The sequence below is a fragment of the Pseudomonas sp. TE12508 genome (genome assembly GCF_056279485.1).
Map to the genome: position 1 here is coordinate 21,206 of NZ_JBWCCN010000005.1, position 21,656 is coordinate 42,861.

Sequence of the window (21,656 nt, forward strand, 5' to 3'; positions counted from 1 at the left end):
GATTTGTGTCGGATACAAAAAACCGGGCGACTTTGGGCCGCCCGGTTCTGGTGAGGGTTACAGATGCGATTCGGCGTATTCGGCCAGAATCGAGCGTGGCACCCCTTGCAGGGTGATGTGTACACCGTTGGGGAAATCCTTGAAGCGTTCGGTCAAGTACGTCAGCCCGGAGCTGGTCGCGGACAGGTAAGGGGTATCGATCTGCGCCAGGTTGCCCAGGCACACCACTTTGGAACCGGCGCCGGCACGGGTAATGATGGTTTTCATCTGGTGCGGCGTAAGGTTCTGGCATTCATCGATCAGGATCAGACTCTGCTGGAAGCTGCGGCCTCGGATGTAGTTGAGGGATTTGAACTGCAACGGCACTTTGCTGAGGATGTAGTCGACGCTGCCATGGGTGTTTTCGTCATCCATGTGCAAGGCTTCGAGGTTATCGGTGATGGCGCCCAGCCAAGGCTCCATTTTTTCCGCTTCGGTGCCAGGCAGGAAGCCGATTTCCTGGTCCAGCCCCTGCACGCTGCGGGTGGCGATGATGCGCCGGTAGCGCTTGCTGACCATGGTCTGCTCGATGGCCGCCGCCAGGGCCAGGATGGTTTTACCCGAACCGGCCGCGCCGGACAGGTTGACCAGGTGAATGTCCGGATCAAGCAAGGCGTACAGCGCCAGGCTCTGATAGATATCACGCGGTTTCAGGCCCCAGGCTTCCTGGTGCAACAGAGGTTCCTGATGCAGGTCGAGGATCAGCAACTTGTCGACCTGGATTTCCTTGATCCAGCCAACAAAGCCCTGTTCGTCGATGATGAACTCGTTGACGTGTACCGCAGGCAGGTTGTCGATCAGCTGCACCTGGTGCCAGGTGCGACCATGATCCTGCCGGGTTTCTACTTTGCTCACCCGATCCCAGAACGAACCGGTCATGTTGTGATAACCGTTGGGCAGCAACGAAACGTCGTCGACCAGTTGGTCGGTGCTGTAGTCCTCGGCCGCAATCCCGCAAGCCCGGGCCTTGAGGCGCATGTTGATGTCTTTTGTGACCAGCACCACGGGCAGTTTTGCATCCCGCGCGCGCAGGTCGATCAACTGGTTGATGATGATGTTGTCGTTCAGATGCTCGGGCAGAATGATGTTCGGCTCAGTGCGCTTGCTCATCAGAATTGACAGCAAACCCTTGGGCCCACTCTTGCCGCGCTGGATCGGTACGCCGAGTTCAACGTCTTCGGGGCTGGCATCGCCCAAAGTCTTGTCGATCAGGCGAATCGCCTGGCGGCATTCCGCGGCAACGCTGTGATGCCCGCTCTTGAGCTTGTCCAGCTCTTCAAGCACGGTCATCGGGATGGCGACGTGGTGTTCTTCGAAATTAAGCAGGGCGTTTGGATCGTGAATCAATACGTTGGTATCGAGTACATAAAGGATTGGCTGGTTGGAAGAAGGGCTACGTCCGTGATCATCCATACTCGGTCACCTTTGTGGGAGCCAGTCGACGCAATACCATGACAGTGCTGCGCCTCGAAGTGGCCGCCGAATTCACCTGCGAGGAGTCAAGTGAACTGCACACAAACTGGGGTCTTGGGAGACGCCACCTGTGTTGCAGGTTTCGGCGGTCTGTCTTCGTAATACTCCAAAACATGTGACAGAAAAAAGCACTTTGACGTTTTTTTGAAGTTTATTTTTCAGAGTGACGAATAGCCCTTGGCGTGCAGGCAATGTGCCGTTAAAGTCGGAAGTCCGCCTGCACCGATTTCTCTGCAAAAATCGCCCTTCACCCAATGTTTACGGCCTTTTGCCGTTTTCAGCGAAACGCGTCCTGACAGTCTGCCCAACCGATCCCGCTTGGCGCCGTTTGCGTAATGAGCCAAGGCATCGCCGTTTTCAGCGCATCCTGCTTCACATTGAAATTGATCACCCCATGCCGCCATAGCAGCATCAAGGTCAATACCCGTTGTGCGCTCTGGCTGCCCTTGAGCTTGCCGGCGCCGTCCTGGGCATCGATGTCCCACAATGCCACCCGCAAGCCCTGAGACGTGAAGAAGCCCTCGGCATCGGATCGACGTTGCCCCTCGGGCGGGCGAAACAGCGGCACGTAATTCTCCGGCAGCTTGCCTTTGACCAGCTCGACGCTGCGTCGCACCGAGTCCTGCCAGTCTTGCCAGTGGCTGTGGGAGCGGAACTCCCAGCCTTGCACGCCAACGCATTGCTGCGAATAAGTCCCTTGCAGGCTGGCCACCGAACGATCGGCCAGGCGGGCCTGGATGTCCTTGCCGAGGACGAAGAACGTAGCGTTCATGTTGGATTTGCGCAGGTACTCGGTGACCCAGGCCGTGTTATCTGGCGTGGCATTGGCGGCGCTGTCGAAGGTCAGCAGGAACAGCCGGTCATTCATGGCATCGCCGTTGCGCTCATAGTCGCCAAAACGATCGACTTCGCTGCTGGTCTGCGGGAACAGCGCAGCCTTGCGCAGCTGCTCGTCCAGGTATTGGGCGTGGAACAACCGGCTCGGCTCGGCCCATTTGATGTAATAGCTGTCATCGCTCACCTGAAACTTCGCCGCTTGCTCGCGCAGGGTGGCCATGTCCTCGACCAGGAAACAGAAGGAAGCATCCTGATCGCAACTCTGCTGGGCGAAGTTGTAGTTGGTCAGCAAACGCTGCCACAGGCGTTGGCGCAGTTGGTTGACCGACTCCAGATTGAGGGTGCGCAGGCCCAGGCGTTGAGCCAGGCTCGCTTCATCCAGCGATTCACTGGCCAGCAGAACCCGGGCAAACATGAGGATTTCGGCGCGCGAGGCGACGTCGAACAACGTCGGGCTGCTGAGCTGTTCAGGCCAGGTGCTGCGATCCAGCGTCGCCACATCGCCCGGCGCCGCCAGGGCGCCGAAACTCAATAGCGAGGCGAAGAATAGAAAAACGATACGCAATGGGATGTCTCCATAACAAAACCCGCGCGGCACTATAGCTGATCGCGTTCACATTCCCGCAGCAGCAGCCGATCTCATTGTGGCGAGGGAGCTTGCTCCCGCTGGGCTGCGAAGCAGCCCTCAAACCAACACATGCATTCCTTCAGAAAAACACATGCGCCTGTATTGCGACCGCTTCGCGCTCGAGCGGGAGCAAGCTCCCTCGCCACAGGATCTCTCTGTCACAAAACCTGGTTACACCACCGATCACCTATGACACCCATAGCTGGAGTCAACAAGGACAACCCCCTAGAATCGCCCCCACGATTAAAGGAGACGACTTCATGCTGATGGTGATTTCCCCCGCCAAGACCCTCGATTACGAAACACCGCCGGCGACCCAGCGCTTCACTCAGCCGCAATACCTCGACCATTCCCAGGAGCTGATCCTGCAACTGCGTGACCTGACGCCAGCGCAGATCAGCGAATTGATGCACGTCTCCGACAAGATCGGCGGTCTCAATGCCGCGCGTTTCGGTAGCTGGACCCCGGCCTTCACCCCTGCCAACGCCAAGCAGGCGTTGCTGGCATTCAAGGGCGATGTGTACACCGGCCTGAATGCACAAACTTTCAGCGAAGCCGATTTCGATTACGCCCAGCAGCACTTGCGCATGCTCTCCGGCCTGTATGGCCTGTTGCGCCCCTTGGATCTGATGCAGCCCTATCGGCTGGAGATGGGCACCAAGCTGACCAATGCCCGTGGCAAGGACTTGTACGCCTTCTGGGGTACGCGGATCAGCGAATGGCTGAACGAAGCCTTGGCCGATCAAGGCGATGACGTGCTGCTGAACCTGGCCTCCAACGAGTACTTCTCGGCGGTCAAACGCAGTGCTTTGAACGCGCGCATCATCAATACCGAGTTCAAGGATCTGAAGAACGGCCAGTACAAAATCATCAGCTTCTACGCGAAAAAGGCCCGCGGGATGATGAGTCGCTTCGTCATTGAAGAACGCATCAATGACCCGGTCGCCCTCAAGCAGTTCGACGTTCAGGGTTATCGCTACAGCGCCGAACAGTCTAAACCGGACAATCTGGTGTTCCTGCGAGATCACGCTCCGGAGTAATAGAGCCTGCACTAAGTCAGCGCACGACACCCGTTACTTCGTTGTGCGCGCCCCCCCTTTGATCGTCGAACAATCCCTTCCTTTTCGCCGCTTTATTGGCGCCAATATTCAAGCACTTCATTTTCTAACTTTAGTTTCACTCGACATTGATCATTTTTTTCAGTAGTGGCACTGAAAATTTTTACTCGTAGTGGCAAAAACATATCCAGAACGACAATCGCCCCATATATAAAGGGCCAAAGGGCAAGTGCTATCAATATGAAAGCAGTGCCATCTTTTTCAATATTTCAAGAAATTTCAGAATTCGCGATGGGCGGACAGGAACTATGTCCAAATGCGCCGCTCATACCACCGGTAACGATTCTCTCGGTGATTGTGCGAGATAACTTACACAGACAAGAGATCGATATAGCGAAGTTGTCACACTTACTTGGGCTTACTGATCACTTATTTGGGCAACACACGAAGGACAGGAGATAACGCACCATTACTATCCCCTACAAGGCCACGGCAGCGCCCCTATAAACGTGCTCACCTGAGCACCCAACCGCTTGATTTACGGGCTTTCGGGCCTGGCATTGAGCGCGCAAGACCTTTGCACGGAAGTCTTCAGAAAAGAGGATCGGCTGCATAACAGGGCACGTCATAACAATAAGACCTGGCTGCGCACATCTTGAGTGCACTTATTTAGACACTCGGAACTTAGTATGCCTGCACACGGCATTGTGGCGCCTTTAAGTCGCACTTGCGAGTGCTCTATGACCGCTGAACACCATTAAATCCGGCCATGTAATGGCTTGATGAACACAGGTTTGATTAACTGAGAGGTAATTGCGATGCGCATCAGCATATTTGGTTTGGGTTACGTCGGCGCAGTATGTGCCGGTTGCCTGTCTGCACGGGGCCATGACGTCGTTGGCGTCGATGTTGCCAAAGACAAAATCGATATGATCAACGCCGGCAAATCGCCGATCGTTGAACCGGGTTTGGGCGAACTTCTGCAGAAGGGCATCGAGACGGGCAAATTGCGCGGCACGACCAACTTCGCCGAGGCGATTCGCGACACCGACCTGTCGATGATCTGCGTCGGCACGCCGAGCAAGAAAAACGGTGACCTGGAACTGAACTACATCGAAGCCGTGTGCCGCGAGATCGGTTTTGTCCTGCGTGACAAGACCACCCGCCACACCATCGTGGTTCGCAGCACCGTCCTGCCGGGCACCGTGGCAAACGTGGTGATCCCGATCCTCGAAGACTGCTCCGGCAAAAAAGCCGGCGTCGATTTCGGCGTGGCGGTCAACCCTGAGTTCCTGCGTGAAAGCACCGCGATCGCCGATTACGATCTGCCGCCAATGACCGTTATCGGCGAGTTCGACAAGGCTTCGGGTGACGTTCTGCAATCGCTGTACGAAGAACTCGACGCACCGATCATCCGCAAGGACATCGCCGTTGCCGAGATGATCAAGTACACCTGCAACGTGTGGCACGCCACCAAGGTGACCTTCGCCAACGAGATCGGCAACATCGCCAAGGCCGTCGGTGTTGACGGTCGCGAAGTGATGGAAGTGGTCTGCCAGGACAAGACACTGAACCTGTCCCAGTACTACATGCGCCCTGGTTTCGCGTTCGGCGGCTCCTGCCTGCCTAAAGACGTCCGCGCCCTGACCTACCGCGCCGGTTCCCTGGACGTGGAAGCACCACTGCTCAACTCGCTGATGCGCAGTAACGAGTCCCAGGTGCAGAACGCGTTCGACATCGTCTCCAGCCACGACAAGCGCAAAGTCGCCCTCCTGGGTCTGAGCTTCAAGGCCGGCACCGACGACCTGCGCGAAAGTCCGCTGGTTGATCTGGCGGAAATGCTGATCGGCAAGGGCTACGACCTGAGCATCTACGACAGCAACGTCGAATACGCCCGTGTCCACGGTGCGAACAAGGATTACATCGAGTCGAAGATCCCTCACGTCTCGTCCTTGCTCAACGCCGACTTCGACGACGTGATCGCAAACTCCGACGTGATCATCCTCGGCAACCGTGACGAGAAATTCCGCGCCCTGGCGCTGGAAGCTCCACACGGCAAGCAAGTGGTCGACCTGGTTGGCTTCATGTCTCAAGCCACCAGCGTCAGCAAGCGCACCGAAGGTATCTGCTGGTAACACGCCTGTAGGAGCTGCGTAGGAGCTGTCGAGTGAAACGAGGCTGCGATCTTTCCAGATCCACTTGAATGCCAAGCGAAGATCAAAAGATCGCAGCCTTCGCCAGCTCCTACCAGGATTTCTGGCGTTATCCAAACCGGGTGGCGCCAGTTTTCACAAGCCTGCCTTAACCCCATCGGGCCACCCCACAGGCTCGCCCGAGATCGAGACGGATGCAGATTATGCACAGGCTAAAGCACGGCCTACTTCAGGCCGCCGGTTGGCTGTTTTACCTAAGTTTACTGATGGGCATCGCCATGGCGCTGCCTACGTCCACGTTCGACTCCGAGTCGAAGGACTTTATCTTCCTGATCGGTATCGTCGGTATCTGGCGCTACTCGATGGGTGCCACGCACTTTCTGCGCGGCATGCTGTTTCTGTACGTGGTCTACCCGCACCTGCGGCGCAAAGTGCGCAAGCTGGGCAAAGAGGCAGACCCGTCCCATGTATTTCTGATGGTCACCAGCTTCCGTATCGACGCGCTGACCACCGCTCAGGTCTACAGCTCGGTAATCCGCGAGGCCATCGACTGCGGCCTGCCGACCACCGTGGTGTGCTCCATCGTCGAAATGTCCGATGAGCTGCTGGTCAAGAGCCTCTGGAAACGCATGAACCCACCGCCACGGGTCAAGCTCGACTTCGTGCGCATTCCCGGCACCGGTAAACGCGATGGCCTGGCCTACGGTTTCCGCGCCATCTCGCGCCACCTGCCGGACGACCGCGCCGTGGTTGCCGTGATCGATGGCGACACCGTGCTGGCTGAAGGCGTCGTGCTCAAGACCGTGCCGTGGTTCCAGCTGTTCGGCAATGTCGGCGGCCTGACCACCAACGAGTTCTGTGAAGTGCGCGGCGGCTACATCATGAGCGAATGGCACAAACTGCGATTCGCCCAGCGCCACATCAACATGTGCTCCATGGCCCTGTCCAAGCGCGTGTTGACCATGACCGGCCGGATGTCGGTATTCCGCGCCACCGTGGTCACCAACCCGGACTTCATCGCCGATGTGGAAAGCGACTCGCTGCAACACTGGCGCCTGGGCCGCTTCAAGTTCCTCACCGGTGACGACAAGTCGAGCTGGTTCAGCTTGATGCGTCTGGGCTACGACACGTTTTACGTGCCGGATGCCGCGATCCATACCGTGGAACACCCGCCGGAAAAGAGCTTCATCAAGGCCAGTCGCAAACTGATGTTCCGCTGGTACGGCAACAACCTGCGGCAGAACTCCCGCGCCCTGGGCCTGGGGATGAAACGCCTCGGCCTGTTCACTTCGGTGGTGCTGTTCGATCAGCGTGTATCGATGTGGACGTCCTTGCTGGGCCTGACCGTGGCAATCCTCGCCACCTTCAAGTACGGCAGCGCGTTCATCCTGGTTTACCTGCTGTGGATCGGCATCACCCGCCTGATCCTGACCGTGCTGCTGTCCTGCTCCGGTCACCGGATCGGCCCGGCTTACCCGGCGATTCTCTATTACAACCAGATCGTCGGCGCGCTGGTGAAAATCTACGTGTTCTTCCGCCTCGACCGACAGTCCTGGAGTCGCCAGCCCACTTCCCTGACCCGTGATCTCGCCAGCTTTCAAGGTTGGTTCAACACTTGGTCGTCTCGGACCATGACCTTCTCCGCCGGCAGCATTTTTGTCGCCGTGCTGCTGCTGATGGTCTGACCGAACTCGCCTGAATTAACTAGGAAATCGCCCATATGAATACCGCCGTCAACTCCAACGTAGTGCACGAATCCGAAGCCCAGCGCCAACACGCTCGCGTGAAAATCCCGGCCAAGCTGCGTTTCTTCGGCCCTGACCGGACTCCGGTTGAAGCCCGGCTCATCGACCTTTCCGCTGGCGGCCTGGCGTTCAACGCCGGTCAGCTGCCGCTGAAAGTCGGCGATGTGCACAAGGCTCGCCTGCAATTCGTGATCGATAACCTCGGTTTGGCCATGGACGTGGAATTGCAAATCCGCTCCGTGGATCGCCAGACCGGTCGCACCGGTTGCCAGTTCCAGAACCTGGAACCTCGTGACATTTCCACCCTGCGCCACCTGATCACCTCGCACCTGGCCGGCGACATCGTCAGCGTGGGTGAAATGCTGGCGACCCTGCAGCGCGACAACTTCACCAAGGCGCGCAAGGACAAGGATGGCGGCCACGGCATGACCCCGCTGGGCCGTCTGAAAGCGGTGACCTTCAGCGCCGGTATCTTCGTGGTCGGCCTGGTGGCGTTCGGTTTCATTTTCAAATCGGTGTACGGCATGTACTTCGTCAGCCACGCCCAGGCCGGTCTGGTCAGCGTGCAGGGGATGAACATCACCATGCCACGCGATGGCACCGTGCAGAGCCTGATCAAGGCTGACGGCGTTGCCGCCAAAGGCGCCCCGCTGGCGACCTTCAGCACCAGCATGCTCGACGTACTCAAGGGCCATCTGGACGAAGGTCAACTGCAACCATCCAAGGTTGAAGAACTGTTCGGCAAGCAAATGACCGGCACCCTGACGTCGCCGTGCGATTGCACCGTGTCTCAGCAACTGGTGGCTAACGGTCAGTACGCCAGCAAAGGCGACGTGATTTTCCAACTGGTGCCGCGTAACACCGAAGCCAACGTTGAAGCACGCTTCTCCTATCGCCAGTTCGGCGACGTGCGTCCTGGCACCACCGTCAGCTTCCAGATCGCCGGCGAAGACCAAACCCGTACCGGCAAGATTGTCAGCAGCACCAGCCTGAAAAGTGCCGACCTGTCATCCGACATCCGCGTGCAGATCAAACCGGACGAGCCGCTGGACAGCGCCTTCGCCGGTCGCCCGGTTGAAGTGAACAGCACCCGTGGCCCGAACCTGAGCTGGCTGATCAACAAAGCCATGGCCGCCGGTCTTTAAACAGAGGACATGCCCGTGACCATCACAAAAATCCTGAACACACCGCACACCTTGTGGGAGCGGGCTTGCTCGCGAAGGGATCAACACGGTCTGCCTGATGCTCCGCAGCGCCTGCTTCGCGAGCAAGCCCGCTCCCACAAGGGTGCATTCTGTGCACTGGCGTTAGCGGTGAGCCTTAGCGGCTGCGCCGGCCTGCCCGACCAGCGTCTGGCCAATGAAGCCCTCAAGCGCGGCGACACCGCGCTGGCGGCGCAGAACTACCAGCAGCTGGCAGACCTGGGTTACAGCGAAGCTCAGGTCGGTCTGGCCGATCTGCAAGTCGACAGCCGCGACCCGGCACAAATCAAAAAGGCCGAGGCGACTTACCGCGCCGCGGCCAGCGTCTCGCCGCGGGCTCAGGCTCGCCTGGGTCGTCTGCTGGTGGCCAAACCCGGTGCCACCGAAGCCGAACATCACGAAGCCGAAGCGTTGTTGAAGAAAGCCTCGGCCAATGGCGAAGGCAACACCCTGATCCCGCTGGCGATGCTGTACCTGCAATACCCGCACAGTTTCCCGAACGTCAACGCACAGCAGCAGATCAGCCAATGGCGCGCCGAAGGCAAACCGGAAGCCGGTCTGGCGCAAGTGCTGCTCTATCGCACCCAGGGCACTTACGATCAACACCTGGATGACGTGGAAAAAATCTGCAAAGCCGCGTTGAACACCACCGACATCTGCTACGTCGAACTGGCCACGGTCTATCAGAAACGCGGCCAGCCAGAGCAACAGGCTGAACTGATCAAGCAGATGCAGGCGGGTCAAAGCCGTGGCGTCGTCACTGCGCAACGTGTGGACAGCGTGGCTCGCGTACTGGGCGATGCGAGCCTGGGCAAGACCGACGAGAAAACCGCTCAGTCGCTGCTCGAAGGCATCGCACCAGGCTATCCGGCGTCCTGGGTCAGCCTGGCGCAATTGCTCTACGACTTCCCGGAACTGGGTGATGTCGACACCATGATGAAGTACCTGGACAACGGCCGCGCCGCCGACCAGCCGCGTGCCGAACTGTTGCTGGGCAAGCTCTACTTCGAAGGAAAAATGGTGCCGGCCGACGCCAAGGTCGCCGAAGAGCACTTCAAGAAAGCCGTCGGCCGGGAAGTCGCCGCCGATTACTACCTCGGCCAGATTTACCGTCGTGGTTACCTGGGCAAGGTCTATCCGCAAAAAGCCCTGGATCACCTGCTGACCGCTGCGCGTAACGGCCAGAACAGCGCCGATTTCGCCATTGCCCAACTGTTCTCCCAAGGCAAGGGCACCCGACCCGACCCGGTCAACGCTTATGTCTTCAGCCAGTTGGCGAAGGCTCAAAACACCCCACAAGCCAATGAGCTTGCGCAAACCATCGAAGCGCAACTGCCGCCTGACCGGCTGGCCGAGGCCCAACGCCTGTTGAAACAAGAACAGGCCATTCGTAGTGCCGTGAGTCCGGACACGCTGGAACTGCACGCCCTGCAAGAAGAAGACGGCGAGGAATCCCTATGAAGCTCAATCCATTCGTGAAGGCCGGTATTGGCCTTACATTCGCCCTGCTGTGGTCGTGCCCGACCCTGGCGGCCCTGACCGAAGACAAGAATTTCGGCCTCGAAGTCAAAGTTACCGGCCAGTCCGAAGACGACCGTGACCTGGGCACTGCCAGTGGCGGCGACGTTAACGGCGTTGGCCTCGATCTGCGTCCATGGGTGTACGGCGAAAGCGGCGCGTGGAGCGCCTACGCCATGGGCCAGGCCGTGACGTCCACCGACATCATCGAAACGGACACCCTGCAACAGTCCGACAGCGACGGTACCCAGACCACCGACAACGGTGATCGCAAAACCAAGAAGAACTACCTGGCGATGCGCGAGTTCTGGGTCGGTTACAGCGGCCTCACGCCCTACCCTGGCGAGATCCTCAAGCTCGGTCGCCAACGCCTGCGCAACGACGACGGGCAATGGCGCGACACCAACATCGAAGCCCTGAACTGGACCTTCGACACCACCCTGTTGCGCGCCAACGTCGGTGTCGCCGAACGCTTCAGCGAATACCGCACCGACTTGAAAGAGCTGGCCCCCAAGGACAAGGATCGCCTGCACGTTTTCGGCGACGTTGCCACTCAATGGTCGCCGGGTAACTGGGTCGGCATTCGCGGTCATCACACCCACGATGACGGCAAGCTCGACTACCCGGAGCCGGGCGTGGCCGGCGATTCGCTGGATAAAAAACAGAATGGCGACATCAGCTGGCTCGGCCTTACCGCCGATAGCGATGCCTACAACTGGCGCAACACCAACACCGTCAATTACTGGGGCAGCATCACCGGCATGAGCGGTGACACCGACACGGTCAACCCGCTGAACGCCGATGGCACGCGTCCGACCGAAGCCAAACGTGGTGAAGACCTCAATGGCTGGGCCACCGATATTGGTCTGCGTCTGCGCCTCGATCCGCAGTGGCAAGTCGGTGCGGCCTATGCCCGTGCCAGCGCCGAGTACGAACAGACCGGTCTGGAAAGCAATCGCTCGAACTACACCGGTACACGTTCGCGGGTTCACCGTTTCGGCGAAGCCTTCCGTGGCGAAATGAACAACATGCAGACCGCTACCCTGTTCGGCTCGTGGATGCTCAACGACGAATACGACGCCAGTCTGATCTACCACAAGTTCTGGCGCGTCGACGGCAACAAGCCGGTGGGCAGCAATGGCATCAACGCCGTCGAAAACAACACCGACGACGTGACCGGCGCCATCCTCTCCAGCACCTCTCTGCCGCTGGAAGATGGCAACAAAGACCTCGGTCAGGAAATGGACCTGGTGGTCACCAAGTACTTCAAGCAAGGCCTGTTGCCGGCGGCGTTGAGCCAGTCGATCGATGAGCCTTCGGCACTGGTACGGTTCCGTGGCGGTGTGTTCAAGCCCGGCGATGCGTATGGCAAAGAAGTCGACTCGTACATGCACCGCGCGTTTGTCGACGTGGTCTGGCGCTTCTGATGCAAACCGCGAAGGGAGTGCCCGACATGAACAGTGCCAAGAAAGGCTCGATCAGCCTGCTGGCCGGCGCGCTGCTGCTAGCCAGCGCAGCCGCCTTCGCCACCGTCGAACCGGCCAAGCCTGTGCAACAGGGCAAATCGGCGACCATAGCTAAAGGGCTGCAACAGGCCAAGACCTACACCGTCAGCAGCGCGCCAACCGCGCCGCTGGACTTGGCCAAGCCGAAACTGCCGGACACCTCTGGCTACACCGCCGAAGCCATCGCCGCGAAAATCGTGCGCACCAAACCCGGCAAGATCAGCGTGCGCCGGATGATGCAGGAAAACGCCCTGAAGGACTTCATCGGCGGCGACAACAAGATGGCCGAGTGGGTGGTGCGTCAGCATGGCATCCCGCAGGCGATCTTCGTCGACGACGGCTACATGAACCTCAAGGACCTGGCGAAGAAGCTGCCCAAGCAGTACTTCAGCGAAACCTCGCCGGGCGTGTTCCTGGCGAAGTTGCCGATCGTGGTGGGTAACAAGGGCATTCTGGAAATCGACAAGCAGACCCAGGAATTGCGCCTGTCCCAAGAGGCCGGCTCGTTCCTGGTCAACGACGGCCAGCTGTTCGTGCGTGATACCAAAATCACTGGCTGGAGCGAGAAAGCAAACGGCCCGGCGGCCTTCAAGTCGCCCAAGGAGTTCCGTCCGTTCCTGCTGTCCTGGGGGGGCACCGAAACCTACATCGCCAACAGCAAGATCGCCAGTTTCGGCTACGCCAACAGTAAGTCCTACGGCGTGAGTATTTCCCAATACACGCCGAACATGGCCAAGGTGCTCAAGCGCCCTGAACCGTCCGGCTGGATCGTCGGCTCCGAGTTCTCGGACATGTGGTACGGCTTCTACTGCTACGAAACCCGTGACTTCGTGGTCAAGGGCAACACCTACAAAGACAACATCGTCTACGGCATCGACCCCCATGACCGTTCCCACGGTCTGATCATCGCCGACAACACGGTGTACGGGACCAGGAAGAAGCACGGGATCATTATTTCCCGTGAGGTCAACGACAGCTTCATCTTCAACAACCGCAGCTACGACAACAAGTTGTCGGGCCTGGTGATCGACCGTAACAGTGTGAACAACCTGATCGCCTACAACGAGATCTACAAGAACCACACCGATGGCATCACCCTCTATGAGAGTGCTGACAACCTGCTGTGGGGCAACAAGGTGATCAGCAACAAGCGCCACGGCATCCGCATTCGTAACAGCGTGAACATTCGCCTATACGAAAACGTTTCGATGGCCAACGGCCTGACCGGTGTTTACGGGCACATCAAAGACCTGAGCGACACCGACCGGGACATCAAGCTCGACCCGTTCGACGCCCAGGTGTCCCTGATTGTGGTCGGTGGTGAGCTGGCCGCCAATGGCAGCGGACCACTGTCGATCGACTCGCCGCTGAGCGTGGAGCTGTATCGCGTGTCGATGCTCGCGCCGACCAAATCCAGCGGCATCAGCTTCTCGGGGATCCTCGGCGAACGCCAGGATGAAATTCTCGACCTGCTGGTGCGCCAGCAGAAAGCCGTGCTGATCGACCCAGTCGAACGCCAGACCAAAATGCAGGACTGAGGATAATTTTATGCACCCACACTTGATCAAATTACTCAGCCTGTCGGCCCTGACCGCTGGCATTCTTGCGGCGAGCACTGGCGTACGTGCCGAAGACGCCAAAGCCCCCAGCTTCAAGGCCGATGATTGCTGCAATCTCTGCCCCGAAGCCCACGACCCGAAGAACTACACCACCCGCTATCAGCAGAACTTCACCACACTGGTGCAGGCGCAGGGCGATTGGCTGTTCCGTACGCAAGAAGACTTGCGCACCGAATTCGACACCACACCCGCTGGCTACAAACGCATGAAACAACTGCACGATGCGTTCAAGAGCAAAGGCGTGGAACTGGTCATCGTTTACCAGCCGACCCGTGGCCTGGTGAACCGCAACAAGCTGAACCCGGCAGAGAAGGCGAGCTACGATTTCGACAAGGCGCTGAGGAATTACAAAACCATGCTCGGGCGTTTCGCGCAGATGGGCTACGTGGTCCCGGACCTGTCGCCACTGACCAACGAATCGCTGCCCGACACCTTGCCAGCCCACGACTTCTACTTCCGCGGCGACCAACACTGGACGCCGTATGGCGCCCAGCGCACGGCGAAAATCGTCGCCGAGAAGGTCAAGCAATTGCCGGCCTTCGCCGACGTTCCCAAGCGTGAATTCGAGACCCATAAGTCGGGTCGCATGGGCAAGACCGGAACGTTACACAACATGGCTGGTCAACTCTGTGGCACCAGCTACGCGATCCAGTACATGGATCAGTTCACCACCGAGCCAAAAGGCGAAGCGGGCGATGGCGATCTGTTCAGTGATTCCGGCAATCCGGAAATTACCCTGGTCGGCACCAGCCACAGTGGCAAGAACTACAACTTCGCCGGTTTCCTCGAAGAGGCCATCGGCGCCGACATCCTCAACGTGGCATTCCCCGGTGGTGGCCTGGAAGGTTCGATGCTGCAGTACCTGGGCAGTGAAGAGTTCCAGACCAAACCGCCGAAAATCCTCATCTGGGAATTCTCGCCGCTTTATCGCCTCGATCAGGAAACCATCTACCGCCAGATGATGGCGCTGCTGGACAACGGTTGCGAAGGCAAAGACGCGCAGATGAGTGCCAGCGCCACGCTGAAACCGGGCAAAAACGAATTGATGGTCAACAGCAAGAACCTGGACCTGCGCAACAGCAGCCACCAGGTCGATATCCGCTTCGCCGACACCTCGGTGAAAACCTTGCAAGCCACCCTCTGGTACATGAACGGGCGCCACGAGGACATCAAGATCGACAAACCGGAAACATCCGAAACCGACGGGCGTTTCGCCTTCGAGTTGCGCACGGACGAAGACTGGGCCTCGCAGAATCTGCTGGCCGTCGAAGTCCAGGGACCTGAAAAACCAGGTACCACGCCTCAGAAAGTCGAAGCGAAAATCTGCAAACGCAACGTGTTCTCCGGCGCCGAGCAGCGTACCGCTCAAGCCGGGCAATGAGGCTACCTCTTATGAACTGCATGCAAACCCGAACGCTGAAAAAGTTACTCGCGCCCTCTCTGCTGACGCTGGCGATGTTCGCCGGCGCCACTCAGGCTGCCGCGCCACTTCGCCCGCCCCAGGGTTACTTTGCGCCCATTGAAAAAGTCAAAACCGGCGACAAGAGTGAAGGCTGCGACGCGATGCCGACGCCCTACACCGGCGCCCTGCAATTTCGCAGCAAATACGAAGGCTCCGACAAGGCCCGTTCGACCCTGAACGAGGCATCGGAAAAAGCGTTCCGCGAGACCACCGCCGACATCACCAAGATCGAGCGCGCCACCAGCAAGCGGGTGATGCAGTTCATGCGTGACGGTCGTCCGGAACAACTGCAATGCACCCTCAATTGGTTGACCGCCTGGGCCAAGGCCGACGCGTTGATGTCCAAGGACTTCAACCACACCGGCAAGTCCATGCGCAAATGGGCGTTGGGCAGCATGGCTTCGTCCTATGTCCGCCTGAAATTCTCTGACTCGCATCCACTGGCTACCCACCAGGAAGAAGCGCAAGTGATTGAAGCCTGGTTCAGCAAAATGGCTGATCAGGTGGTCAGCGATTGGGACAACCTGCCGCTCGAACAGACCAACAACCACTCGTACTGGGCAGCCTGGTCGGTGATGGCGACGTCGGTCGCCACCAACCGCCGCGATCTGTTCGATTGGGCCGTCAAGGAATACAAGGTCGGCGTCAATCAGGTCGACGCCCAAGGCTTCCTGCCCAACGAGCTCAAGCGCCAGCAACGCGCCCTCGCCTATCACAACTACGCCCTGCCGCCACTGGCGATGATCGCCAGTTTCGCTCAGGTCAACGGTGTCGATTTGCGCCAGGAAAACAACGGCGCCTTGAAACGCCTGGGTGATCGCGTGCTTGCAGGCGTGGAAGACCCGGATGAGTTCGAGGAAAAAAACGGTAAAGAGCAGGACATGACCGACCTCAAGGTCGATTCGAAATTTGCCTGGCTCGAACCGTTCTGCTCGCTCTACACCTGCACGCCGGATGTGCTGGCGCAGAAACACAAAATGCAGCCGTTCAAGACCTTCCGCCTCGGCGGGGATTTGACCAAGGTCTACGACCCGGCGAATGAGAAGGGCAAAAAAGGTTCCTAGAGCCAAACGCAAAACCCCTATGGGAGCGAGTCTGCTCGCGATGACTGAGTGTCAGGCGACATCGATGCTGAATATCAGATCGCTATCGCGAGCAGGCTCGCTCCCACAGGGTCAGTGTCAGGCATGAATTGTGTGTTACGCCCTCCGGTTTTCGGTGGGGGGTTTGGGGGGGCTGCGGCCCTTGACTGTTGGTTAAACATGGAGAGATCGGGATGGTATTTTCATCCAACGTGTTCCTGTTTCTGTTCTTGCCGATCTTTCTCGGCATGTACTACTTGAGCGGAATACGCTATCGCAACTTGCTGCTGCTGATCGCCAGCTACGTGTTCTACGCCTGGTGGCGTGTGGACTTCCTTGCGCTGTTCGCAGCCGTCACGCTGTGGAACTACTGGATCGGCCTGAAGGTTGGTGCGGCGGGCGTTCGGACCAAACCGGCCCAGCGCTGGCTACTCCTGGGCGTGGGCGTCGACCTGTGCATCCTCGGCTACTTCAAGTACGCCAACTTCGGCGTGGACAGCATCAACGCGATGATGACCTCGGTCGGTCTGTCGCCGTTCATCCTGACTCACGTGTTGTTGCCGATCGGGATCTCGTTCTACATCTTCGAGTCCATCAGCTACATCATCGACGTCTACCGTGGTGATACCCCGGCGACCCGCAACCTGATCGACTTTGCCGCATTCGTGGCGATCTTCCCGCACTTGATCGCCGGCCCCGTGTTGCGTTTCCGCGATCTGGCCGACCAGTTCAACAACCGCACCCACACCCTCGACAAGTTCTCCGAAGGTGCCACGCGGTTCATGCAGGGCTTCATCAAGAAGGTCTTCATCGCCGACACCCTGGCGGTGGTGGCCGACCATTGCTTCGCCTTGCAGAACCCGACCACGGGCGACGCCTGGCTCGGCGCCCTGGCCTACACCGCGCAGCTGTACTTCGACTTCTCCGGCTACAGCGACATGGCAATTGGTCTGGGCTTGATGATGGGTTTCCGCTTCATGGAAAACTTCAAACAGCCGTACATCAGCCAGTCGATCACCGAGTTCTGGCGTCGCTGGCACATCAGCCTGTCGACCTGGTTGCGTGACTATCTGTACATCACCCTCGGCGGTAACCGTAAAGGCACGCTGATGACCTATCGCAACCTGTTCCTGACCATGCTGCTCGGTGGTCTGTGGCACGGCGCGAACATCACCTACATCGTCTGGGGTGCCTGGCATGGCATGTGGCTGGCGATCGAAAAAGCCCTCGGCCTGAACACTTCGCCGCGCAGCTTCAACCCGGTCCGCTGGGCCCTGACTTTCCTGTTGGTGGTGATGGGTTGGGTGATCTTCCGCGCAGAGAACCTGCACGTCGCCGGTCGCATGTACGGCGCCATGTTCAGCTTCGGCGAATGGTCGTTGTCGGAACTCAACCAGGCCAGCCTCACCGGTCTGCAAGTGGCAACCCTGGTGGTGGCTTACGCAACCCTGGCGTTCTTCGGTCTGCGTGATTTCTACACCAACCGGCCACCGGTCAAGACCAAGCCTGCGGTGAACACCGAAACCGACGGCCCTGCCGCGGCTACGCCTGGAATGATCAAAGCCGTACCGGGTGAAAACCCGGCCAGCATCCACGAACCGGGTTACACCGTCGGCGTTGAAGCGACTGTGCAACCGGCCTACTGGACCGCTGACTGGTCCCGTTACGTGATGCGCGCTCTGGTACTGCTGCTGTTCATCGCCTCGATTCTCAAACTCTCGGCGCAAAGCTTCTCGCCGTTCCTTTACTTCCAGTTCTGAGGGATCTGACTATGACCCGCTCATTACGCATCTTCTACATCGCCCTGTTCCTGGTGACCTTGCTGGTCCTGGGCGTGTGGTCGGTACGCAGCTTCTTCGGCTTCAGTACCAACGCCGATGCGACCGTGCTCAACGGTCGCTGGAGCAAAGCCGTCGAGACGCACTACGACGACGAGTTCCCGATCAAGCGCCTGGGCACCAACCTTTGGGCCGCGCTGGATTTCAAACTGTTCAACGAAGGTCGTCCGGGCGTGGTGCTCGGTCGCGATCAGTGGCTCTACAGCGATGAAGAGTTCCACCCGATCGTCAACGAAGAGTTGAACCTGCAGGGCAACTACGCGCTGGTCGAAGGCGTGCGCCAGACCTTGAAAAAACAAGGTGTGCAACTGGTGATGGCGATTGTCCCGGCCAAGACACGTCTCTACCCGGAACACCTGGGTGAAGTGAAGCCGGCGAGTATCCACGCCAATCTGTACAAGGACTTCCACGCTCGTGTGGCGGCCGACAAGATCCTCGCCCCTGACCTGCTCGGCCCGCTGCAAAAGGCCAAGCAAGACGGTCAGCAAGTGTTCCTGCGCACCGACACCCACTGGACCCCGGAAGGCGCGCAAGTCGCTGCCCAGACTCTGGCCAAAACCATTGCCGACAAGGCTCCGCTGAGCGGCGAACCGCAAAACTTCGTCACCGAACCTGCGGAGAAGGTGACGCACAAGGGCGACCTGCGGTTGTTCCTGCCCCTGGACCCTCTGTTCGAAAACCTGATGCCGGCGCAGGAGCCTTTGCAGAAGCGCAACACCGTGGCGGCCCAGGATCAGCCTGCCGGTGATGACGCCCTGTTCGCCAACACTGAAGTGCCGGTAGCCCTGATTGGCACCAGCTACAGCGCCAACCCGAACTGGAACTTCGTCGGTGCGCTGAAAGAAGCACTGCACAGCGATGTGGTCAATTACGCCGAAGACGGTCACGGCCCGATTCTGCCGATGCTCAGCTACCTGAAAAGCGATGCTTTCAAGAACAGCCCGCCACAAGTGCTGATTTGGGAGTTCCCTGAACGATATCTGCCTGTGAACAACGAAATCGGTGACGCCGACCCGCAGTGGGTCGCAGAGCTTAAACAAGCCGGCGCACGCCAACAAAACGTAGCTGCAAACACTAAATCCGAGACGCCCGACCGGGCGCAAAACTGAAAGAGAGGTACTTCCATGACTTTCACTACTACTCCTCGCCGTCTCGCCAAGACCTTCGCCCTCGTCGCCGGCATGAGCGTGCTGTCGATGCAGGCCTTCGCCGGTGACGGCGCGCTCTACGGCCCGACCGCGCCAAAAGGCTCCAGTTTCGTGCGGGTCTTCAACGCCGGTAACGCTGAAGTCAGCGCCACTGTTGGCACCACCAACCTGAGCGAAGTCGCGCCGCTGTCCAGCACCGACTTCAGCTTCATGCCGGGCGGCGATTACAGCGCCAAGGTCGGCAGCCAGACCCTGCCAGTGAAATTGGCCGGCGACCACTATTACACCTTGGTCAACAACGCCAGCGGCGCACCACAACTGATCGAAGAGCCGCCGTTCAAGAACAAGCAGAAATCCCTGGTTCGCGTACAGAACCTCAGCGACAAGGCCCTGACCCTGAAAACCGCCGACGGCAAGACCGAAGTGGTCCCGTCTGTGGCAGCCAAGGGCCGTGGCGAGCGTGAAATCAACCCGGTGAAAGTCAGCCTGGCACTGTACGACGGCGCCACCAAAGTCGGCGACGTGAAACCGGTTGCCCTGGAACGAGGCGAAGCCGCGGTGCTGTACGTCACCGGCAGTGGCAGCAGCCTGTCGCCAGTGTGGGTAAAACGCCCGGTTTCGACGCGCTAACACATTTGCCGGATTGACCCATATCCCTGTGGGAGCGGGCTTGCTCGCGAATACGGTTTCACACTCAACGATGATGTTGGCTGACCCACCGCTTTCGCGAGCAAGCCCGCTCCCACAAGGGACCGAGGCGTCAATTCGGACACGGAACAAGAACAAGAGTGAAACGACAGAACGCAGTAGCTCTAACCCAATCGATTTTGAAGGAGTAACAACATGATTCCGGTGATCTTGTCAGGTGGTAGCGGCTCACGTCTTTGGCCGCTTTCGCGTAAGCAATTCCCCAAGCAATTCCTCGCCCTGACCGGCGAACACACGCTGTTCCAGCAAACCCTGGAACGCCTGGTGTTCGAAGGCATGGATACCCCGATCGTGGTCTGCAACAAAGATCACCGTTTCATCGTCAACGAGCAACTGAGTGCCCGCAACCTGGACACCCAGCGCATCCTGATGGAACCGTTCGGTCGCAACACCGCCCCGGCCGTGGCCCTGACCGCGATGATGCTGGTCAATGAAGGTCGCGACGAGTTGATGCTGGTGCTGCCGGCCGACCACGTGCTGGAAGACCAGAAAGCCCTGCAACGCGCCCTGGCCCTGGCCACCGTAGCGGCCGAGCGTGGCGAGATGGTGCTGTTCGGCGTGCCGGCGACCAAACCGGAAACCGGTTACGGCTACATCAAATCCACCAACGATGCGCTGCTGCCGGAAGGCGTCAGCCGTGTCTCGCACTTCGTTGAAAAACCGGACGTGAAACGCGCCACCGAATTCGTCCAGTCCGGTGGTTACTTCTGGAACAGCGGCATGTTCCTGTTCCGCGCCAGCCGTTTCCTCGAAGAACTGAAAAAGCATGATCCGGACATCTACGACACCTGCGTACTGACGCTGGAACGTAGCGCACAGGATGCCGACACCGTCGACATCGACCCCGCCACCTTCGCCTGCTGCCCGGACAACTCCATTGACTACTCGGTGATGGAAAAAACCCAGCGCGCCTGCGTCGTGCCGCTGACCGCAGGCTGGAGCGATGTCGGTTGCTGGTCGTCGCTGTGGGAAGTCAATGAAAAAGACGCCAACGGTAACGTCACCAAAGGCGACGTGGTCATCCAGGACAGCAAAAACTGCATGATCCACGGCAACGGCAAACTGGTGTCGGTGATCGGCCTGGAAAACATCGTGGTCGTCGAAACCAAGGACGCCATGATGATCGTCCACAAGGACAAGGTCCAAGGCGTGAAACAGATGGTCAACACCCTCAACGAGCAGGGCCGCAGCGAAACCCAGAACCACTGCGAAGTCTATCGTCCGTGGGGCTCCTACGACTCGGTCGACATGGGCGGCCGCTTCCAGGTCAAGCGCATCTCGGTCAAGCCGGGCGCATGCCTGTCGCTGCAGATGCACCACCACCGCGCCGAACACTGGATCGTAGTCAGCGGCACTGCCGAAGTGACCTGCGACGAAAACGTGTTCCTGCTGACTGAAAACCAGTCGACCTACATCCCGATCGCCTCGGTCCACCGTCTGCGCAACCCGGGCAAGATTTCACTCGAGATCATCGAAGTGCAATCGGGCAGCTACCTGGGCGAAGACGATATCGAGCGGTTTGAAGATATCTACGGTCGCTCCAACCCGATCGAGCGCGGCGTGTCGGTGAAAACCATCGCGCAGTGATTGACCGGCAACAATAAAAAGCCCCCGTCCAGCCCACTGCGTCCCTATCCGCAG

The 21,656-nt window shown here is 58.9% G+C and carries 15 protein-coding genes; 13 read left to right on the forward strand and 2 right to left on the reverse strand.

All coding sequences use genetic code 11. The features are described from left to right. Positions 1-57: 57 nt before the first annotated feature. Both ACZ9IM_RS08050 and ACZ9IM_RS08055 read right to left on the reverse strand, forming a co-directional pair. The gene (locus tag ACZ9IM_RS08050; protein ID WP_007896403.1) at positions 58-1,452 is read right to left on the reverse strand and encodes a PhoH family protein; all 1,395 of its coding nucleotides are present in this window, start codon (positions 1,450-1,452) and stop codon (positions 58-60) included. 337 nt (positions 1,453-1,789) lie between these two features. After that, positions 1,790-2,914 (reverse strand): polysaccharide deacetylase family protein, encoded by a 1,125-nt coding sequence (locus ACZ9IM_RS08055; protein ID WP_476223673.1) that lies wholly within the window; start codon positions 2,912-2,914, stop codon positions 1,790-1,792. A gap of 323 nt (positions 2,915-3,237) precedes the next feature. On the opposite strand from ACZ9IM_RS08055, the gene yaaA reads away from it, so the two are divergent. The 13 genes from yaaA (at position 3,238) to ACZ9IM_RS08120 (ending at position 21,602) form a co-directional block, all read left to right on the forward strand. Next, positions 3,238-4,017, forward strand: a complete 780-nt coding sequence (gene yaaA, locus ACZ9IM_RS08060) for a peroxide stress protein YaaA (RefSeq protein ID WP_427623236.1) — start codon at positions 3,238-3,240, stop codon at positions 4,015-4,017. A gap of 836 nt (positions 4,018-4,853) precedes the next feature. Then, on the forward strand, positions 4,854-6,170 hold the full coding sequence (locus ACZ9IM_RS08065) for a nucleotide sugar dehydrogenase (RefSeq protein ID WP_476223674.1): 1,317 nt from the start codon (positions 4,854-4,856) through the stop codon (positions 6,168-6,170). Positions 6,171-6,391: 221 nt separating this feature from the next. Continuing rightward, the gene (alg8, locus tag ACZ9IM_RS08070) at positions 6,392-7,873 is read left to right on the forward strand and encodes a mannuronan synthase (RefSeq protein ID WP_427623238.1); all 1,482 of its coding nucleotides are present in this window, start codon (positions 6,392-6,394) and stop codon (positions 7,871-7,873) included. A 35-nt stretch (positions 7,874-7,908) separates the two neighbouring features. After that, positions 7,909-9,078 carry a PilZ domain-containing protein gene (locus ACZ9IM_RS08075; protein ID WP_427623239.1) on the forward strand — a complete coding sequence of 390 codons (1,170 nt, stop codon included), beginning with the start codon at positions 7,909-7,911 and terminating at the stop codon, positions 9,076-9,078. 9 nt (positions 9,079-9,087) lie between these two features. Further along, positions 9,088-10,596, forward strand: a complete 1,509-nt coding sequence (algK, locus tag ACZ9IM_RS08080; protein ID WP_427623241.1) for an alginate biosynthesis TPR repeat lipoprotein AlgK — start codon at positions 9,088-9,090, stop codon at positions 10,594-10,596. Beyond that, the gene (locus tag ACZ9IM_RS08085) at positions 10,593-12,080 is read left to right on the forward strand and encodes an alginate export family protein (RefSeq protein WP_052966654.1); all 1,488 of its coding nucleotides are present in this window, start codon (positions 10,593-10,595) and stop codon (positions 12,078-12,080) included. Before algK ends, ACZ9IM_RS08085 begins: the two co-directional genes overlap by 4 nt. A 26-nt stretch (positions 12,081-12,106) precedes the next feature. Beyond that, entirely contained in the window at positions 12,107-13,696 is a 1,590-nt protein-coding gene (algG, locus tag ACZ9IM_RS08090) for a mannuronan 5-epimerase AlgG (protein ID WP_427623242.1), read from the forward strand. Positions 13,697-13,706: 10 nt separating this feature from the next. Further along, on the forward strand, positions 13,707-15,158 hold the full coding sequence (locus tag ACZ9IM_RS08095) for an alginate O-acetyltransferase (protein ID WP_008010605.1): 1,452 nt from the start codon (positions 13,707-13,709) through the stop codon (positions 15,156-15,158). A gap of 11 nt (positions 15,159-15,169) precedes the next feature. Next, positions 15,170-16,303, forward strand: a complete 1,134-nt coding sequence (locus ACZ9IM_RS08100) for a mannuronate-specific alginate lyase (RefSeq protein WP_427623243.1) — start codon at positions 15,170-15,172, stop codon at positions 16,301-16,303. Between the two features lie 212 nt (positions 16,304-16,515). After that, a complete protein-coding gene (locus ACZ9IM_RS08105; RefSeq protein WP_427623244.1) occupies positions 16,516-18,081 on the forward strand; it encodes an MBOAT family O-acyltransferase in 1,566 nt (521 codons plus the stop codon). A gap of 11 nt (positions 18,082-18,092) precedes the next feature. Beyond that, positions 18,093-19,268 (forward strand): alginate O-acetyltransferase, encoded by a 1,176-nt coding sequence (locus ACZ9IM_RS08110; protein ID WP_427623245.1) that lies wholly within the window; start codon positions 18,093-18,095, stop codon positions 19,266-19,268. 15 nt (positions 19,269-19,283) lie between these two features. Further along, positions 19,284-19,937: an alginate O-acetyltransferase AlgF gene (locus ACZ9IM_RS08115; RefSeq protein WP_427623246.1), complete on the forward strand. Its 654-nt coding sequence runs from the start codon at positions 19,284-19,286 to the stop codon at positions 19,935-19,937. A 213-nt stretch (positions 19,938-20,150) separates the two neighbouring features. Beyond that, on the forward strand, positions 20,151-21,602 hold the full coding sequence (locus ACZ9IM_RS08120) for a mannose-1-phosphate guanylyltransferase/mannose-6-phosphate isomerase (protein ID WP_427623247.1): 1,452 nt from the start codon (positions 20,151-20,153) through the stop codon (positions 21,600-21,602). Positions 21,603-21,656: the final 54 nt, after the last annotated feature.

Coding starts and splice junctions, on each gene's coding strand:
- ACZ9IM_RS08120 (WP_427623247.1), top strand. CDS start 20,151: ATGATTCCGGTGATCTTGTCAGGTGGTAGCGGCTCACGTCTTTGGCCG.
- ACZ9IM_RS08065 (WP_476223674.1), top strand. CDS start 4,854: ATGCGCATCAGCATATTTGGTTTGGGTTACGTCGGCGCAGTATGTGCC.
- ACZ9IM_RS08075 (WP_427623239.1), top strand. CDS start 7,909: ATGAATACCGCCGTCAACTCCAACGTAGTGCACGAATCCGAAGCCCAG.
- ACZ9IM_RS08105 (WP_427623244.1), top strand. CDS start 16,516: ATGGTATTTTCATCCAACGTGTTCCTGTTTCTGTTCTTGCCGATCTTT.
- yaaA (WP_427623236.1), top strand. CDS start 3,238: ATGCTGATGGTGATTTCCCCCGCCAAGACCCTCGATTACGAAACACCG.
- algK (WP_427623241.1), top strand. CDS start 9,088: ATGCCCGTGACCATCACAAAAATCCTGAACACACCGCACACCTTGTGG.
- ACZ9IM_RS08095 (WP_008010605.1), top strand. CDS start 13,707: ATGCACCCACACTTGATCAAATTACTCAGCCTGTCGGCCCTGACCGCT.
- ACZ9IM_RS08110 (WP_427623245.1), top strand. CDS start 18,093: ATGACCCGCTCATTACGCATCTTCTACATCGCCCTGTTCCTGGTGACC.
- algG (WP_427623242.1), top strand. CDS start 12,107: ATGAACAGTGCCAAGAAAGGCTCGATCAGCCTGCTGGCCGGCGCGCTG.
- ACZ9IM_RS08050 (WP_007896403.1), bottom strand. CDS start 1,452: ATGGATGATCACGGACGTAGCCCTTCTTCCAACCAGCCAATCCTTTAT.
- alg8 (WP_427623238.1), top strand. CDS start 6,392: ATGCACAGGCTAAAGCACGGCCTACTTCAGGCCGCCGGTTGGCTGTTT.
- ACZ9IM_RS08100 (WP_427623243.1), top strand. CDS start 15,170: ATGAACTGCATGCAAACCCGAACGCTGAAAAAGTTACTCGCGCCCTCT.
- ACZ9IM_RS08085 (WP_052966654.1), top strand. CDS start 10,593: ATGAAGCTCAATCCATTCGTGAAGGCCGGTATTGGCCTTACATTCGCC.
- ACZ9IM_RS08115 (WP_427623246.1), top strand. CDS start 19,284: ATGACTTTCACTACTACTCCTCGCCGTCTCGCCAAGACCTTCGCCCTC.